At 49.3% G+C, this 17,255-nt stretch carries 13 protein-coding genes; 1 reads left to right on the forward strand and 12 read right to left on the reverse strand.

All coding sequences use genetic code 11. The annotated features are described in order from the left end of the window. The first annotated feature begins 120 nt into the window (after nt 1–120). Entirely contained in the window at nt 121–1,356 is a 1,236-nt protein-coding gene (locus DXD78_RS05150; RefSeq protein WP_005831144.1) for a fucose isomerase, read from the forward strand. Here DXD78_RS05150 and DXD78_RS05155 read toward each other — a convergent pair whose 3' ends face one another. From DXD78_RS05155 to DXD78_RS05210, 12 genes are all read right to left on the reverse strand, one after another. Further along, nucleotides 1,357–3,960, reverse strand: coding sequence for a PAS domain-containing sensor histidine kinase (locus DXD78_RS05155; RefSeq protein WP_008664738.1), 2,604 nt, complete (start codon nt 3,958–3,960; stop codon nt 1,357–1,359). It abuts the gene before it with no gap. Between the two features lie 93 nt (nt 3,961–4,053). Continuing rightward, nucleotides 4,054–5,301 carry an ABC transporter permease gene (locus tag DXD78_RS05160; RefSeq protein WP_005831148.1) on the reverse strand — a complete coding sequence of 416 codons (1,248 nt, stop codon included), beginning with the start codon at nt 5,299–5,301 and terminating at the stop codon, nt 4,054–4,056. Nucleotides 5,302–5,337: 36 nt separating this feature from the next. Continuing rightward, entirely contained in the window at nt 5,338–6,570 is a 1,233-nt protein-coding gene (locus DXD78_RS05165) for an ABC transporter permease (protein ID WP_016274404.1), read from the reverse strand. A 6-nt stretch (nt 6,571–6,576) separates the two neighbouring features. After that, the gene (locus DXD78_RS05170) at nt 6,577–7,815 is read right to left on the reverse strand and encodes an ABC transporter permease (protein WP_057282098.1); all 1,239 of its coding nucleotides are present in this window, start codon (nt 7,813–7,815) and stop codon (nt 6,577–6,579) included. A gap of 31 nt (nt 7,816–7,846) precedes the next feature. Further along, the gene (locus DXD78_RS05175; RefSeq protein WP_117652556.1) at nt 7,847–9,145 is read right to left on the reverse strand and encodes an ABC transporter permease; all 1,299 of its coding nucleotides are present in this window, start codon (nt 9,143–9,145) and stop codon (nt 7,847–7,849) included. Nucleotides 9,146–9,197: 52 nt separating this feature from the next. Then, the gene (locus DXD78_RS05180; protein WP_005837414.1) at nt 9,198–9,821 is read right to left on the reverse strand and encodes a GIN domain-containing protein; all 624 of its coding nucleotides are present in this window, start codon (nt 9,819–9,821) and stop codon (nt 9,198–9,200) included. Nucleotides 9,822–9,862: 41 nt separating this feature from the next. Next, a complete protein-coding gene (locus tag DXD78_RS05185) occupies nt 9,863–11,122 on the reverse strand; it encodes an FtsX-like permease family protein (protein WP_005831158.1) in 1,260 nt (419 codons plus the stop codon). Between the two features lie 15 nt (nt 11,123–11,137). Further along, nucleotides 11,138–12,412 (reverse strand): ABC transporter permease, encoded by a 1,275-nt coding sequence (locus tag DXD78_RS05190; RefSeq protein WP_117652557.1) that lies wholly within the window; start codon nt 12,410–12,412, stop codon nt 11,138–11,140. Between the two features lie 50 nt (nt 12,413–12,462). Further along, nucleotides 12,463–13,128, reverse strand: a complete 666-nt coding sequence (locus DXD78_RS05195; protein WP_117601249.1) for an ABC transporter ATP-binding protein — start codon at nt 13,126–13,128, stop codon at nt 12,463–12,465. Nucleotides 13,129–13,287: 159 nt separating this feature from the next. Beyond that, complete coding sequence (locus DXD78_RS05200) at nt 13,288–14,583, reverse strand: ABC transporter permease (protein WP_008664747.1); 1,296 nt, start codon at nt 14,581–14,583, stop codon at nt 13,288–13,290. Between the two features lie 16 nt (nt 14,584–14,599). Beyond that, nucleotides 14,600–15,919, reverse strand: coding sequence for an ABC transporter permease (locus DXD78_RS05205; protein WP_117652558.1), 1,320 nt, complete (start codon nt 15,917–15,919; stop codon nt 14,600–14,602). Then, the gene (locus DXD78_RS05210) at nt 15,916–17,163 is read right to left on the reverse strand and encodes an efflux RND transporter periplasmic adaptor subunit (protein WP_016274396.1); all 1,248 of its coding nucleotides are present in this window, start codon (nt 17,161–17,163) and stop codon (nt 15,916–15,918) included. The genes DXD78_RS05205 and DXD78_RS05210 overlap by 4 nt, the downstream gene beginning before the upstream one ends. Between the last annotated feature and the right edge of the window lie 92 nt (nt 17,164–17,255).

A 17,255-nucleotide genomic window follows, 5' to 3' on the forward strand; every position in this document is an offset into this window, starting at 1 on the left:
AAAAACTTATCTATCGTAAAAACTCTATGATATGTAAACAGAAACTTGTATCTTTGAAAAAGCAAACGAGCCAAGTAGAATCAATTGTAAATAGTAAATAGTCAAATAGTAAATAACACCATGGTCATCAACCTTATAACTTTTGCTTCCATACTGCATAAACAAGCATCAGTCCGTAGCTCCCACGAAGTGATATTGACTGAATTGGAAAAATACTTTACCGTCAACTTCATTGATTACAAAGACATAGACAAGTTATCACCCGATGACTTCAGTATTATATTCATTGCCACCGGAGGTGTGGAACGGCTGGTAATCCAGCATTTCGAATCCCTTCCCCGCCCCGCCATCCTCTTGGCAGACGGCATGCAGAACTCACTGGCCGCCGCTCTCGAAATATCTTCCTGGCTGCGCGGCCGGGGAATGAAAAGCGAGATTCTTCACGGAGAGCTCCCCGAGACCATCAAGCGTATTTTTGTCCTGCACAGCAATTTCGTGGCACAACGCAGCCTTTTCGGCATGCGTATCGGCGTAATGGGCACTCCGTCCAGCTGGCTCGTTGCCAGCAATGTGGATTATCTGCTTGCCAAACGCCGCTGGGGTATCGAGTACACAGACGTCTCATTGGACCGCATTTACGAATACTACGGACAGATAACGGACGACGAGGTGGGCGAAGCATGCGCCGGACTGGCAGGAAAAGCGCTTGCCTGCCGAGAGGCAAGCCCCGAAGACATGATAAAAGCCATGCGGCTGTATCGAGCCATCAAGAGGATTGTAGAGGAAGAGCGACTGAGCGCCATTACCCTCAGCTGCTTCCGCCTGATAGACCAAACGGGAACCACCGGCTGCCTTGCCCTTGCCTTGCTGAACGACGAAGGAATCATTGCCGGATGTGAAGGCGATTTACAATCCGTCTTCACCATGCTGGCCGTAAAAGTGCTGACGGGGAAAAACTCCTTCATGGCCAATCCTTCCATGATAAATGCCCGTACCAATGAAATCATATTGGCACACTGCACCATCGGCATCGCACAAACGGAGCAGTTCATCATACGCAACCATTTTGAGACGGAAAGCGGCATCGGTATTCAGGGAATCCTGCCGACGGGAGATGTAACCATCGTAAAATGCGGAAGCGAAAGCCTGGACGAATATTACCTGAGCACCGGCACGCTTGTTGAGAATACAAACTACATCAATATGTGCCGCACCCAAGTACGGATAAAAATGAACTCCCCTGCCGACTATTTCCTCAAGACACCGCTGGGCAACCACCACATCATGCTGTATGGCAATTACGAGGATATATTGGAAGAGTTCCTGCAAGCCAATGCCTGCAAACGGATTGAATGATTACTCGTTCGCATCCGGTATCACCACCTCGAAACGCGTTCCTTTTCCCAACTCTGAGGAGACCGAGATAGAACCATGCAGGCGGTCTACGATGGTCTGGCAAATGCTCAGCCCCAAACCGGCGCCCTGCGTAAAGCTGTCTTCTTTGTAAAAGCGTTCGAAGATATGTTTCTGGGCGTCTTCAGAGATACCGCTTCCCGTGTCTTCGACAAAGATGGTGGTATATCCTTCCCGGTTCGTGACATAGCCGAAGGTGATGCTGCCCGTTACCGTGAATTTCTTGGCATTGTTTATCAGGTTGTTCACGACCTGCTTCAAGCGGACGGAATCGGTGATGACCAATTTGTCTTCCCCTTCCGGAATCTCTATACGCAGCTCTACATCCCGAGGCATACTCAGACGCTGGGATTCATGGACCTCCTGCATGATAAACGCCAGGTTGAATGCTCCGAACTTAAAGTCCATCGTGCCCGATTCTATGCGCGAGAGGTCCAGAATATCGTTTATCAACGCCAGCAGCAATGTACAGTTGATGTTGATTGTTTCGACGAACTGCTTTACCTCTTCCGGAGAAAAAGCGTCCAAATCCTTCAACAAATCCGAGAAGCCGACAATGGCATTCAAAGGGGTGCGTATCTCATGGCTCATATTGGCAAGAAACGCAGATTTGAGCTTGTCGGCCTGCAAGGCACGGTCACGTGCGGCAATCAAGGCCTCTTCCGTATCCTTGTAACGCTGGATGCTCTGGCATACTCCCAATACCATGTATGGGGTATCAACCGTCAGTCCGTCATAAGCGGTACTGCGGAACTCCCACCATTCATAGCTCCCATCCGCACTCTTCAACCGGAAACTCATCCGTGAATTGATTTCATTGCCCAACAGAATGGCATCAAAATTCCTGCGCGTATGCAGCAAGTCTTCCGGATGTATAAGGGTGTCCATCTCATCACGTGCCAGCAAGTCCGTATCATCGGTATACCCGAAACGGCGCAGCAATCCACCCGGGAAATGGAAACGGTTCATATGCATGTTGTACTGCCACGGATAAATGGAGCTTTCCTCCACCGCCATATTGAAGAAGCGTCTCTGCATCTCTTCTTCGGAGATATTGCGGCATACAATCGCCATTCCCGTCATCTTTTCATTGGCAAAGATAGGTACTACCTCGCCGGAAACGGGGAAATACGTTCCCTGATGGTTTTCCTGCATGAAGGCTTTCTCCGGAATAGAAATAGGTCTCTTTCCGGTACGTACTTTCTTCAACAAGTCCTGCAGGATGTTTTCTCCATTCATGTAAATCCTGAAAATGGAGCCGGCCATCTGCCCTTCATAGAAACGGGACGTATAGGTTTCGGAAGAAAGTCCCAACATCTGTAACAACGGACGGTTGACAAAATGGATGCGCAGGTCGGTATCATACGTAATCAAGCCGTCGCGAATGGAACAGAAGATATTGTCGAACTCGTCGCGCTGCTCCACCAGGCGGTGCTGTATCAACAAGCGGGTCTGGGCATGTATGCGCTTACGCGACTCCCTGCGGTTGGCACGGAAAAGCCAGGCAACCAGCAGCACCAATGCCCCGACAATCAGCGAATAGAACAGAATGAACCAGACACGGTAACGCTCCATCAACGGTATATTCAAAATGATGCCCTTGCTCTCCGCACGGTTCGTGTCCACACGGAAAAACTGCAACTGTTTGTAATCGAACAGCAACTTGCCCCCAAAGTCCTTTACTTCCAATGAGGCGGGTGACTTGCCCTTCAAAATACTTGCAGCCTGCCGGCCGGCAGCAAAAGCATCCTCTCCGGGAACGGCATCATACACACACAGAACACCGTTCGTCATAGCCAGGTTCTGGCTGGTAAACACGGGGGCCTTCAACTTCAAGGAAAGAAAGGGAATCCATTTGGGAGCAATGACAATATGCTTGTAGGCATTGTAGTCATAGCAAATGGAAGTGATGATAGAGTTCAAGGACTTGGCCTGCACATTCAGCACTTTCAACTCATGCTCCGGATAGTTGCTCTTTATGCGTTCCCAGGATTCCTCCACAGCCTTAACCCCTTTAAGGCTCAGGAAACTGCTGTCGGACAGACAGACCAACTCCCTGCGGGAAGGAAACATGCGGACAGCCGCATCCAGCAAGACATCGAAATCCGTTTTCGAAACATAGCCGGAGACGTTGGGCATTCTTTCAAAGACTCTCTCATCCGGGTATTTGATACCCGAAACCACTACCGGTATCTGATAAGGCAGGGAATCACCGCAATGGGTCAATGTGAAGAAAGCCTCATCGCTGGAGGTCACAATCAAGTCCGTTTTCCGTTGCCTGGCACGCTCGCAGATGCGGCGCATGATGAAGCACTCGGAAGCGAAAGACCAGTAATCGGCATTCAGATATTCAGTAGTGATATTGGCTTTAACTCCCCCCTTGTCCAGTCCGTTCTCCAAATTTTCTGTCAGAAGGCTGTGCCAAGGAGTATTTTTTGTATAGGACTGTATGAAAAGTACATTGTACGTACGTTCCGTAGCCGAAAGTGTTCCCGACATCAACCACAACAAGCCTGCAAACAATGGAAAGAAAAGGCGTTTCATCATAATATAGATTTTGTATACTCAACGCAAAACTCTTATTCGTCACGCAAATATACAAGTTATATTGAGAATGAGCACAGATTATTCAAAAAAAACTCACTCATCGTGCAATGCTTCGGCAGGCTGTACCTTCATGGCCCGTGAAGCCGGATACCAGATTCCTGCAATCACCATCAATGCCATCAATATCCAGACAATAGAAACGCATATGACAAATCTCCCCCAAGTGGCATCCGTGGCTTCCGTAAAAGTGACATCTGCCATAACCATATTGATACATATCATCAAAGCGGGGATGGAAGCAAGTGCCAACAGCAGCAACCCTTCACCCAGCAATTGCCAGCGTATTCTTCCGCGGCTGCTGCCCATGGCCATGCGCAAAGCAATCTCGCTGCGGCGATGGCGGGTACGGAACCAAAAAGTTCCCATCAGCCCGATGAATACATTGAAAACAAAGAATATCACAATGAGCCTTGCGCTGCGGATATACGGGGTGATTCCTTCGGCAGCATCCCGCTCTATCTTCTGGTCCTTATAGCTCTGTATGTCGAAAAGATAGAATGGAGCGACCTGCAGCTGCGACATCATATCCTGATAAAAACGAGCTGCAAAATTATCCGTATCCGCCTCCGGACGTATCCGTAGGGAGATGAACGGGAGGTACTGGTCCTCATAGAACCAACCGGGGAAAGGAGTCAGGACAAAAGGTCCGTAACGGGCATAGTCATCCGTCTTCTGCAAGGCACAGACTGCAGAGACACGGTAACGGAGACCTCCGCTGTAATAATCCAGAAACTCGCGGCCCACCGCCCCGGCACTTGTCTGAAAAAGACTGTCTGCCAAATCACGGGTCACCACGGCAGGCAGAGGACTGGCAGTGGAATTCCAATCCGAGACATTCCCCTGCAACAGCGGAATGCGCATGACGTCGAAATATTCGGGAGACACATAGCGCACTGTAGTCTCGACAACATGCACGCTGTCCGTCGTATACCCCTGGTAAACACGCCCGCGGGTATAAGTATCGGTACCCAGCCACGTGGCAGCACTTTCCACTGCAGGATATTGCCTGATACGCCGGAGCACTTCCTCCATCGGCTTGAACCAGAAGGTCTGCAGGCTGTCTTCCGACGTGCACGGCACTATCTGTGTGGGATTGCAGGAAATCCTTATCTTATAGACATGCTCCAAATCATACCCCTTAGGCTGCCGTTCTGCATGGGCAAAGCCATAGAGTACATCCACACAATACCACATCAATGTAAATACAATCAACAGCTCGGCAAACAGCCAGCCGTTACTGCGGCGCTGGTTCCATATCTGGTGTAAAATAGAATGTATCATACTCGTTACTGTTTTAATTGGGATTCGTTTATCCGCTCATTCTCCGCCAAGAACCTCGGCTATAGGGCGACGGGTGGCATGCCAGGCAGGAATAAACACAGAAAGCAGGTTGAACAACAGACACACCACCAATACAGCCACGAAAACCGCAGGACGGAGGAAGAGCCAGACGCTTACATCAAAATTCGTTCCGGGAGCACCATCGCCAAGCATCCAGTCCTTACCCAGCCATAGGAATATGCACGAAAAGAGAAAACCGAGCAATGCGCCGGCAAATGCCAAGGCCAGGTTCTCGCGGAGCAACTGCACCATCAAGGTAGAACGGCTGGCGCCGTATGCTTTCCTTACCGCAAGCTCAGCCATGCGACGGGACATTTGCGAAGATATAAGTCCGCTGACATTGATAGCGGGCACAATAAGCAATATCAAACCCAGGATGATGCAGGTTACGGCAGGACTCATCGTGTCATTACGGAAGAACTGCCGTTCCGTATAGGTGCTGAGGTCGGGAAGCTCCAGTTCATATTCGACCAGTATCTCGTTGAAGCGGGCAAGCGACTGTTCTATCTGCCGCTTGAGTTCCTCTCTGCCGACACCGGGCTTGACAAGGGCCACAGCCTCGAAATCTCCCCGTAGCCCTTCACTGCCCAGACCGGAATCCCGGGTGGAATAAGGCATCCACAACTCTCCATAGGCAAATGTGAACAGAGAGCTCACATCCTTGGTGACCCCGACAATGCGCTTAGGGCGAAAGTTGACAAAATAATTTTTGCCAATGGCTGCTTCGGCAGACCCGAAAGCTTCGCGAGCAAGCTGTTCGCCTATAACCACGACATCCCGGCAAGCATCGAACTCTTCGGTACTGAAAAGACGGCCCGCCACAAGAGGGATATCGTAGACACGCCAATAGTTCAAATCCACCTGACGAACCGTACGGCGCATTCCCCGCACGGGCGAATCTCCACAGTATCTAAGATAGGTAGGTCCCAGATAGGTGACAAGTTCCGCACCCGGAAGTTCTGCAAAAATAGCGTTGACAGCCCGATAAGACATGCCCGTATTGGAATTGCTGTGGTCGGACTTGCGGTAAGAGTATCCATAAGAAGAATATACCATGCTACTGCGGTGCGACTCGGGAGCCAAGTCAGCCGTCTGGATGTCATACACCATGTAAATGACCATGACAAAGGTTATACTCACTGCCGTACCGATGACGGAAACAGCACTGAAAAAGGGATTCTGGCGGATAAGAGCTAAAATTTGTTCCATAGCTTTCTATTCATCGTGCAATGCTTCGGCAGGCTGCACCTTCATCGCCTTGCGGGCAGGAATACCTATACCGATGACAATCATTAGGGTAATCAGCACAAAGCTGATGGCAGCACAGAGCAGCAGGCGGTCCCACTCCAACGTCGTACCGTTCCTCCAGGAATTCAACTCCAGGTGTGCAAGATTATAATCGATGAGCAATGCAACGGGGGTGACAATTGCCAACAACAATATCCCTTCACTAAGCAGCCGGCTGAAGATGGCACGGTCTGTCGCTCCATGCGCTTTGTGCAGTGCTATCTCCGAACGGCGTTGCTGCGTACGGAACCAGAATGTTCCGAGCAAGCCGAGGAAAATGTTCAGCAGCAGGAATCCCATACCCATCACATAGTTACGGATGTCATTGGTCCATGCCTGCTGGTAGTTGCGACGAATATCCTTGAAAGAACGTATCTCCGAAATGAAGATATTGCCTATGCGGAACTGGCTCTCACTGTCTGCCTTCAGCCTCTCAATGAAGTCATTGTCCTGCCCTTCACGGACGCGGACACAAAGTTCGAGACCGATATAGTAGAAACTCTGCTTCACCATCATGGAATATGAGCTTCGCGCCTGGTCATAATCGTGATAGCGTACATTTTGCAGTGCAGCACCCAGCCGGTAGGTCTTCGTAGTATCACCAAAAAGATAGAACCGCTGGCCTACGAGATCTGTCATCCGGCAGTCGTATTTCCGGTAGAGGTTATCCGAAGCCATAAACTCCCCGCGCTCCAACATTTCAGCCAATTGTTCGGGTGTCTCGCCACGCGTGCCCCGATAGCGGAATACACGGGGAAAGTCCGGTGTCACTAACCTGCGGATGGTCCAACCGGGAGAACGCAAAGTGTCATAGCTTACTTCAGCGCCTGAATTGCTTCCGTTGTAAGGATACGAATTCTGCGAAAGGCTGACCGCTTCTATCTCCGGCCGACGACGCAGACGCTCCAACAACTCGGCTATGTCATCGTGGGTCTGCTGAGAGGTATGCCCGGCTATGTAGTCGGGACTTTTGGGTGTCAGTTCCCCCAACTCTATAAGGTAGCAGTGCTCTATATTAAAGCCTCTCGGCTCCAGATAGGTGGCGGCGCGCGTGTAGAGATAGTCTACCACGTACCACATCACTACACTCACTACCAATAACTCCAACACCAACCATAGGTTTGAGAGCCATTCATTCTTTATCTGTGTAAGAAGTTTCTTAGTCATTTTCTTCAATGATTAATGTTTTGTGATGGAGTTATTTATGCAAACGTCCGCCCAATGCATTTACAATCCCTATTCTTGATGCACGCCATGCGGGAATACCGGAACTTAGTAAGTTCAGCACAAAGCAGAACAACAACGCCCAGCCAAAGGTGGAGCCATGCAGCAATATGCTTGCATCCACTGCCGGAGGACTCAGCGTCTGGCTGAATTCCTGCGCAAACAGCAGTGTATTTCCCAAATAAGCGAATGCTACACTCAGCAACAATCCCATCACCCCTGCCAGCAATGTCACCACCAGATTTTCTGCAATGATTTGCCCCATCAGTTCCAGTCTCGTTGAACCGAATGCCCGGCGCACACCAATCTCTGCCACACGCTGGCGCAGACGGCTCTGCGTCATCGAGCTGAGGTTGATGGCAGGAACAATCAGTAGAATGATGAAGATAATGAGACGCTGCCTGCGTGCCTGGTCCACGTCCGGTTCGATGTTGGCAGCCATTCCTGCGGCATTTTTCTCCTGGTCATAAGGACGGTTACGGTAAATCAACGAATAACCATTCTCGCCAATTACAGTGTCGTACTCCTGACGGCGGCGTTCCGTCTCCTCACGAATCGCGGGAAAATCATCACGGCTTTTCGCCAGAATGGTAACGCTCATCATCCCCATATGCTCATCACTCCAAGTGTTTTTCGTCACCTCAGTAGAAGTATAGGGTACCCATACCTGCGCATAGGCAGTGTTGGCCAAAGTAGAAACATCCTTCACTACGCCGGACACTGTATAAGGAGCATGGTTCAAAAGGAATTCGCGACCAACAGCCTCCGTTGTCTGGAATAACCTGCGCGCTACACTTTCCGTAATTACCGCTACGGGTAGTCCGGCATCGAATGTAGCCTGGTCATAAGGTTTCCCGGCAACAAAAGAGAAATCAAACACACGCCAGAAAGTATCATCTGTCTGCAACAGGTCGATACCCGTTGCAGGTTGTCCCGGCAGATTCACGGGGGTAGAAATGACCATACAGGTATAAATCGTTACTGCTTCGGGGGTCTTCAGCGATTTGAAGCACTCAAGCGCAGTCTTTATCCCCATCGGTCCGTTGGAACTGTTTCCCTCTCCCCAGCTTTTGTTGGTGATGCTCATATAATGCACATGTAGAAAGCGGTCGCGGTTGCTCTCCGGAGCAAACGGAGCTACCTTCACCTGCTGCATCATCACCACCAGCATGATGAGGAAGATGGCAAGTGCCGTACCGGCTATGCTGACGACACTAATCATCGGTTGCTGCCGCAACTGTGCCCAGGCTTGTGTGAAGTATTGCTTTATCATATTGATATTTACGATTAGACGATTTACTATTTACGATTGGTGTTACCGCTACTCAACGGCCCACCTTCAGGTTACATGTATTCACTCCGCCTATGCCTCCTTTAGAAATGTCAGCATGCCCGGCAGTTCCGCTCAAAGTGACGTCACCCACACCACTCATTCTGGCAGTCAAATAATCGCAGACTACATGAATATCGGCGCTACCTACTCCGCGCAAAGCAACTTTCAGCTCGTCACACGTCAAATCGGATACATTCACTTCACCCACTCCCTTTACTTCAAATGACACCTCATCCAGTTTCAAGGGCTTCTCACAATTGAACTCCCCTACACCGGTAAACTCCACCTTCTTCAAATCAGGAGCCGAAATCCAAATGGTCACGCCATCTTTCTGATTTCTCATGCTCTTGTTTTTCCTATCCTTGAAGCCTATCAGCAGACAGCCGTCCTTCACTGTGGTTTCTGTATTCTTCACGTGCTTCTCCTTACCTTCAATCTTGAAAGAATAAGTGTCACTCTGTGTAAAATAAATTGTTCCCACAGACGTTATCTCAATGGACGAAAAGGCATCCACTTTGCGCACTTCACTCACTTTGGTATCTTGTGCATAAACACTCAGCATACCTACAAATGTCAATATCAATGCAATGATAATACCTACTATATTAGTTTTCATTTTTCTTCTTTTTTATTGTTAATCCTCTATTGTTTTTCATACTACTCTTCATGCAACGCCTCTGCCGGCTCAATCTTCATAGCCTGCCGTGCCGGAAACCATATTCCAATCACTACCATCAGAGCTATCAGTAACCAAGCCCCTAGAGAACCTGCAAGGAAGCGTATCACACTCCACTCTATCGGCCAAGTGGATATGAGAGAGGTACGTCCTATAGTAAATTCCGCCATCCCCACATTGTAGCATACAACCATGGCAGGCAATGTCACTAACGCCAATAACAGTAACCCCTCACCTATCAGTAAACGAAACACACCGCCACGCGTACTGCCCATCGCCATCCGTAGAGCTATCTCCGAACGGCGGCGGCGAGTACGGAACCAGAAGGTGCCTATTAACCCCAAAAATACATTCACCAGCAGGAAGAGCACCACCACAGCCTGACTGTTCACCTTATCCGTATCGCCATTCATCACCTCGAACTGCAACTGTTGTTCAGTATAGGGAGCGGCATCTGCCACAAACGCATTGTCCGTGTCCAGTTTAGGCGCTATTTCGCGCAGAAACTTCTCCCGATAATCCGGTCCGTCGGCAGCAGGCTTCACGCGGAAAACAATCTGCGACCAATTGTCGGCAAACTCTGCCTTAATCATATTCTCTCCCAAATGATAAAAGAACCAAGGTTCCTCAACTCCATAACGATAGGAACGGAAAGCACCGGTCTTCCCCATCTGCTTGATGATTGTAACAGAATCACCATTACCTAACGGCGTAGTCTGCGAAAACTCCGGCATTTTCTTACGAAAACGTTCAAAAGCGGCATTACTCAGTGTCACATTGTTCCATCCTGCGGGAGTGTCCCGGAACGGGTGACGCGGGTCCTCACTTATCCGGAAAACATCCATATATCCTCCAGTCGTATAAATACAGCGTCCTTGCACCCAGGAAGTATCTTGCACAACCAACGCATTGTAACTATTACTGCCACTCATCGGAAGGCTCCAATAACAAAGGGCAGCTGCCTCTACGGAAGGCTCTTGTTCCAATTTCGCCAATATACCCAGATATTTATCGGCATCAGTCAGACTCGTATCCCGACTTTCTCCACCTACAACGGTGGATAATTTATAGACATGTTCAATATTATAACCCAGCGGACGGTAGAAAGTATATTTCATGCATCCCAGTGAGTCACAGAGGAACCACATCACGATGAATACCAAGAACAATTCAGCCAATACCCAGCCGTTACTGCTGAAGCGTGCCTTTATCATACGTAAGTTATGTATCGTAAATTTCATATCAAGTACCTCCTTCTATTTATCATTCAAAGAATCTACAATAGTGTGCCGTGCCGCTATCCATGCAGGCAGTGCCGCACTCAACAGATTGATGACCACACAGAAAACAAATGCCAGCAGGAATACCCACGGACTAAACAGCGCCTCCATGTTCAAGCTGAACTCGCCCGACGTACCCACATTCTGATTATTGGTGAACAGCCACATACGCATGGCATATACTGCCAAATAACTGAAAAGCAGTCCCACTACTCCACCCAGTAATGTCAACATCAGATTTTCGTTCAGTATCTGCCGCACAAGCACACTTTTCGTTCCTCCAAAAGCCTTACGTACACCTAATTCGGTAATACGTTGCTGCATGCGGCTGTTACTCAAGCCACACAAATTGAGTGACGGTACCAACAAAATGATAAATAAAGCTACGGCATATTGAAGATAAAGCATTGTCAAGTCTGGCCCTACATTAGCCCATACGTGGTTGACGTGCGCCACGATATTGTCCGGCTGTTCCATGATGTCTATCTGTTTATTACCCAATCCGGCATTAACACGTTCCACCTGCTTGGCAATGCCCTCCCGGATGGCAGGAAAGTCATCGGATGTACGTGCCAATACAGCAATCTGCATGCCTCCCAAATAACTGTGGACTCCGGTAATTTTCAGTTCGTCGGCACTGTACATACCCCATACTTGTGCATATGCATCCTTAGCAGTGACGGAAACATCTTTCACCACTCCCACGATACGCGCAAATTCCCGGTTCAGCAGGAATTCCTGTCCCACTACATCTGTACTTCCATACAGTTTCCGCGCTACAGACGCACAGACTACTACAGCCTTGCTTTCTCCAGCACGGTCGGCTTCGCTGAAGCCGCGTCCGGCAAGAAACTGCATGCTGAACACTTTCCAGAAGTCGGGATCTGTCCGCATAGCATCCACTTTCACCCGATTGTTACCGTCAGTCAACGAAGCCAACGACAAACCGGCTGGGGAAAATGCCGTACAGTATTCCACTTCGGGCACCGGCTGCACGCATTCTTTCATAAATGCCGCCGAAGGATTACTCCAATTATTATTGCCGTCCTTTTCCTTGTCGTATACGTGCATAGCGGAAAAGTAAAGACACCGACTGCGGTTCACTTCCGGTTCCAAGTCAGCATATTTCGTCTGCCAAGTAATCACAATAGCCATAATCATGGTGATAGCAAAGGCCGTACCCAATATGGAAATCGTACTTAGCAGCGGATTCTGCTTCAAAATGACAAAAGTCTGTCTTATGATTCGCATTTCATTAATTGATAGTTGATAATTAATAGTTGACAGTTGCTAAGCAGTAATTATTCCACCTGACGTCCGTCAAAGAAGCGGATGGTACGTGAGGTCTGTTTGGCCTGCTCTTCATTGTGAGTCACCATCACAATGGTACGTCCGTCTTCCTTGTTCAGCTGATGCAACAGCTCCATGACTTCGGCACCCATCTTGGAGTCCAGGTTACCGGTAGGCTCATCGGCGAGGATTATCTCCGGATTGCCGATAATGGCGCGGGCAATGGCTACACGCTGGCACTGTCCGCCGGAGAGCTGTGTAGGCATGTGGCGCATGCGGTGGCTCAAGCCGACCTTCTTCAACACCTCTTCCGCCAAACGACGGCGTTCTTTGGCAGACACCTTTCTATACAGCAAAGGCAGCTCCACATTATCCAGCACATTCAGCGAATTAATCAGATGGAAAGACTGGAACACAAAACCCAGCTTCTGGTTACGGAAAGCAGCCAGCTCCTTGTCCTTCATGCCGTCCACTTTCGTACCGGCTATTTCGATGGTGCCGCTGGTAGGTGCATCCAGTAAACCCATAATGTTCAGCAACGTAGATTTTCCACAACCGGAGGGTCCCATGATACTGAGAAATTCTCCCTTGTTCACTTCGAGGTTTACATTTTCCAATGCCACGGTTTCAATCTCGTTTGTACGATAAATCTTGTTGATGCCAGTTAACTTAATCATAATGGTAAGTATTTAATTGTTATTATTCTGTTCCGTTTCTATTCCGCACAATTTCTGTTTCAAGAGGTCAAAAGTTGTGCCAAAACCGTTTATTATTGATTATCTGCTATTTATACATGCAGTAAGGTGTCCGAAAATGAACACTTTGTCCGTTTTCATCTATTCGTCACGCAGGGCTTCCGTAGGTGGAATGCGGCTGATGTTGCGCGCCGGGATATAGATTCCCACCAACACTACCACCAGCAGTATCAGAAAGATGACGAGCGACACGAGCAGATAATGCGAGGTGAAATCCGACACCCAATAGCTCTCTGTACTCTCCACCCAATTCTGTCCTTTGGCCAGCCCTTCTTTCAGTGCATATTGCAAATAAAGCAGAAAACCAGTCAGTGAAGCGACCACGGTCAATACCGTGCCTTCGCCCATCAGCAGGCGGACAATGTCACTACGTGTAGCTCCGAACGACAGCATCACTCCCACTTCCTCGCGCCTCGTACGTGTCTGCAACCAGAAGGTACCGATGACACCCAGGCAAAGATTCACCAGGAAGAAAGCCGCCATCGCCAGATTACGGCGGTAAATCGGTGTGGAATTGCTGGCTTCGCTCTCCGTTATAATCTGCTCATAGGAACGGACACTGCGAGCAAACAGATTGCCCCGCCTCATCTCCTTCACCATCCAAGGACGGAAATCGTGCAGAAAACGCTCCATGCTGACACCCTCTTTGAGACGTACCAGGATATGGGCACTTTCAGGGATATAACTTGTATCGATGGTAAGCATCGGCATAAATGCAACGGGGACGGGACGCCACTCGCTATACATCTTCATGGCTCCTATCGTACCGACAACCGGCATGTACAAGGTATCTCCATGGTCTCTGCTTATACAGCGTTTGCCATGCGCGTCTTTGGTATGGAACAACTGTTCGGCAGCATTCTCCGTCAGTACAATGTCATTCGGGGCATAGGCGTAGTCGGACAGCTGTCCGGGTGTCCGCCCCTTACCGGAACGGAAACCATACGTATCGAAAAAGTTCGTATGAGGCAAAAATTGTATCATCATAATAGATAAGGGAATCGTATCCCCTTCGGCAAACAATTGACTATTCGAACTTCCCGAAGAATTGGGATAACAGAATCCCAGCACGGGAGTGGCCGATTCCACACCGTCAAAGTCCTTGACATAACGCACCAAATTATAATAGTTGTCCACCAACGTAGCAGAGTCCTGCGCTTCGGCATCGTATCCCGGTGCCTGGGGCTGCAATGCGCCCAATGAAATGAGGCAAAGCCGCTCCGCATCATAGCCCAACGGGATATTACGATCGTGCGTGACCACAATCACCGGGTCCAATACAACCCAACTGATGATACTCACCAATATCAATTCGGCCAACAACCATCCGTTCTTGCGGCGGCGCGCCCAAAGATTCTTCCATATTAACTTAAACATACCAACCTCCCGTGTCTTATCGTTTTTCATTCAGTGAGTTCACAATCGGTTTCCGCAAGGAATACCACGCCGGTATAAGGGCCGACAACAGATTCAGCACGACGCACAGCGCCAATGCGGCGAGAAAAACCAGCGGAGCAAACAGCATTTCACCCGATACGCGGACATCCACCCCTTCGGGTACCATATTCGGCCAACTGTCGAATACCGTAAATATCCACTCGCGTCCCGCGTAAAGTGCCAGCCATGCCAGCAGCAAGCCCAATGCTCCGCCCAGTGCGGTCAGTAGCAGGTTTTCCCACATCACTTGTGAAAGCAGCATCTTACGTCCGGCTCCAAACGATTTCCGCACGCCCATCTCTGCCAGACGTCCCTCCATACGGCTCGATATCATGCCGCTCAGATTCAGGGCAGGCACCAACAGCAATACGAGCAGGACAAGCAGAAAGTGGCGCACTGTGGCCCAAAGGTCAAACTCCATACTTGCATAAGTCTTGAAGACACTCAACAGATGGGAGGTGGGCTGCTCCCAGAAATCTACTTTCCATTCATCGGGATGCATAAGATTCTCCTTGCGGCAGATTTCCTTTATCTCAGCCCGCAGAGCATCTCCCTGCTTACTGTCCTGCACCAGAAAGGTAGCACTGAAAGCTCCCAGATAGGGAAGGTCGTACTTGGGAGTGCTGTAATCGGGCGACACCGTATAAGGTATATAAAGCTGTGCATAGGATTTAGAGGTGAGGTAACTGGCACTGCACACCACCCCACAAACCCGATAGTCGATATAGTTCAGGCTGAACGAGCGTCCTACTACCTCTTCCGTCGTACCGAACAAGCGGCGTGCCAAATCATCGGTAATGACAGCAGTGGAAATGCCACTTGCCAGGTCGGATGCCGTGAATGGACTACCTTCCAGGAATTGGAAAGAATATATCTTGAAAAAAGCAGGGTCTGTCAACTTTACCATAACCGGAAAATCACCGCTGCGGTCGGCAGGCTGTATATAACTGTTTTCCGACAAATCATTATGCAGCTCGGCCGAAACGACAAGGGCATTCTCTACGGGATAGAACCAGTCTTGCAGTGCCTTGTAGGAAACAGCCCATTGCATGGTCCTGGTATTGTTGCCGCTTCCCTGCGTGAATTTTGAATTGCTGAGGTAAAGCGTATTCATGCGGTTTGCCTCCGGATAGACGGGCGCAATCTTCACATAATACACCACCGCCATAATCATTGTCATGGCAATGGCCAGCCCCGTACCCACAATGTAGAGCATGCTGAACAGTTTATTCTGCTTCAACAGCTCCCAGGCTTGTTTCAAGTAAACCTTTATCATTTTAGCTTCAACTTATTCTTGTTCTTATAGTTACTCATATCGCTCACCACCACTTCATCACCCGGTTGCAAGCCACTGACCACTTCTACAAACTCAAAGTTGGAATCGCCCAGCTGCACCTTGCGCTTTACAATTTCCTTGTCGGAATTGCGTACAAAAAGTTCATACTCCCCACGTCCCACATAATAGCTGGCATTGGCTATGCGCATCACGTCTTCCTTCACTGCATTCATCACATAGACATCGGTTTTCAGACCGGAACGCAGTCGGCGGTTGTTGTCCTCATTCAACTGCACGGTAAAGGAGATGACGCCATTCTTTGAAAGCGGAGTAACACTGCTTACGGAACCTTCCAGCTTTTCGCTGCCAATCTTCACAATGGCCTTGCCGCCGGCAGCCACACGGTCACCGTAAGTATCGGCAATCTCGCCTTCCACCTTGAAGTGACTCAAGTCGGAGATGACGGCAATCTGTGAGCCTTCGGGAACCTGGGCACCAATCTGATTGTTGATATAAGTAAGGATGGCCTTCCGGGGCGAACGCACCTGCGCATCGTCGAGCGTACGTTTGGTTTCGGCCAGTGTCTTCTGAAACATGCTGAAATCCAGTTCCTGCACTTGGTATTCTGCAGCCAGCACTTCCTTCTCGTTGGCATACTGCTGCTGTAATTGCTCGTATTCCAGTTGTGCTACGTTGTAGCTCAGTTCGGCTTGGCGCACTTTATCGGTGGTGCCCGAACCGAGGCTATCAAGGTACTGCTCGTTACGCAGTTCCACCTTCATGCGGTCCAGCTTCATGGCGGAGACTTTGATTTTCATCTGAAGGTCGGTCAGCTTGGTCTGGTTGTCGAGTTTCAGCTGTTTCAGCTTGTAGCTGCGCATCTGCTCTTCATCCAGCATCTTTTTGTAGTCGGTTTCGGCGCTCTGCAAGTCCAGTTTCAGGATGGGGGTACCTACATCCACGCTGTCGCCACCTTTTCTGTACACTTCCAAAATGCGGGTATTGATGGGCGAGTTGATAATTTCCTCGAATGCCGGGACTACCTTGCCGGAGGCGCTAACGCTGACTTCAATCGTGCCTTTACCCACTTGGGAGAAAACGAGGTCTTTCTCCTTCACTCCCGTACGCATCAATGAAATGAGTACACTGACCACTACGATACCTGCCACGCCGATAGCACCGTAGCGGATGATTTTCTTATTGCGTTCTTTATTACGCACTTCTTTCGGAATTTCTCTATCCATATCTTTTAATTTTATTGTTTGCGAACATAACGCTTAATATATACTAAATCCATGCCAAAATCATAACCCCCTGAAAGTAAGCGAAAAGACAA

Source organism: Bacteroides sp. D20 (assembly GCF_003436255.1).
Taxonomy (GTDB): domain Bacteria; phylum Bacteroidota; class Bacteroidia; order Bacteroidales; family Bacteroidaceae; genus Bacteroides; species Bacteroides uniformis.

Coding starts and splice junctions, on each gene's coding strand:
- DXD78_RS05175 (WP_117652556.1), bottom strand. CDS start 9,145: ATGATAAAGCAATACTTCACACAAGCCTGGGCACAGTTGCGGCAGCAA.
- DXD78_RS05170 (WP_057282098.1), bottom strand. CDS start 7,815: ATGACTAAGAAACTTCTTACACAGATAAAGAATGAATGGCTCTCAAAC.
- DXD78_RS05155 (WP_008664738.1), bottom strand. CDS start 3,960: ATGATGAAACGCCTTTTCTTTCCATTGTTTGCAGGCTTGTTGTGGTTG.
- DXD78_RS05185 (WP_005831158.1), bottom strand. CDS start 11,122: ATGAAATTTACGATACATAACTTACGTATGATAAAGGCACGCTTCAGC.
- DXD78_RS05210 (WP_016274396.1), bottom strand. CDS start 17,163: ATGGATAGAGAAATTCCGAAAGAAGTGCGTAATAAAGAACGCAATAAG.
- DXD78_RS05195 (WP_117601249.1), bottom strand. CDS start 13,128: ATGATTAAGTTAACTGGCATCAACAAGATTTATCGTACAAACGAGATT.
- DXD78_RS05150 (WP_005831144.1), top strand. CDS start 121: ATGGTCATCAACCTTATAACTTTTGCTTCCATACTGCATAAACAAGCA.
- DXD78_RS05190 (WP_117652557.1), bottom strand. CDS start 12,412: ATGCGAATCATAAGACAGACTTTTGTCATTTTGAAGCAGAATCCGCTG.
- DXD78_RS05165 (WP_016274404.1), bottom strand. CDS start 6,570: ATGGAACAAATTTTAGCTCTTATCCGCCAGAATCCCTTTTTCAGTGCT.
- DXD78_RS05205 (WP_117652558.1), bottom strand. CDS start 15,919: ATGATAAAGGTTTACTTGAAACAAGCCTGGGAGCTGTTGAAGCAGAAT.
- DXD78_RS05160 (WP_005831148.1), bottom strand. CDS start 5,301: ATGATACATTCTATTTTACACCAGATATGGAACCAGCGCCGCAGTAAC.
- DXD78_RS05180 (WP_005837414.1), bottom strand. CDS start 9,821: ATGAAAACTAATATAGTAGGTATTATCATTGCATTGATATTGACATTT.
- DXD78_RS05200 (WP_008664747.1), bottom strand. CDS start 14,583: ATGTTTAAGTTAATATGGAAGAATCTTTGGGCGCGCCGCCGCAAGAAC.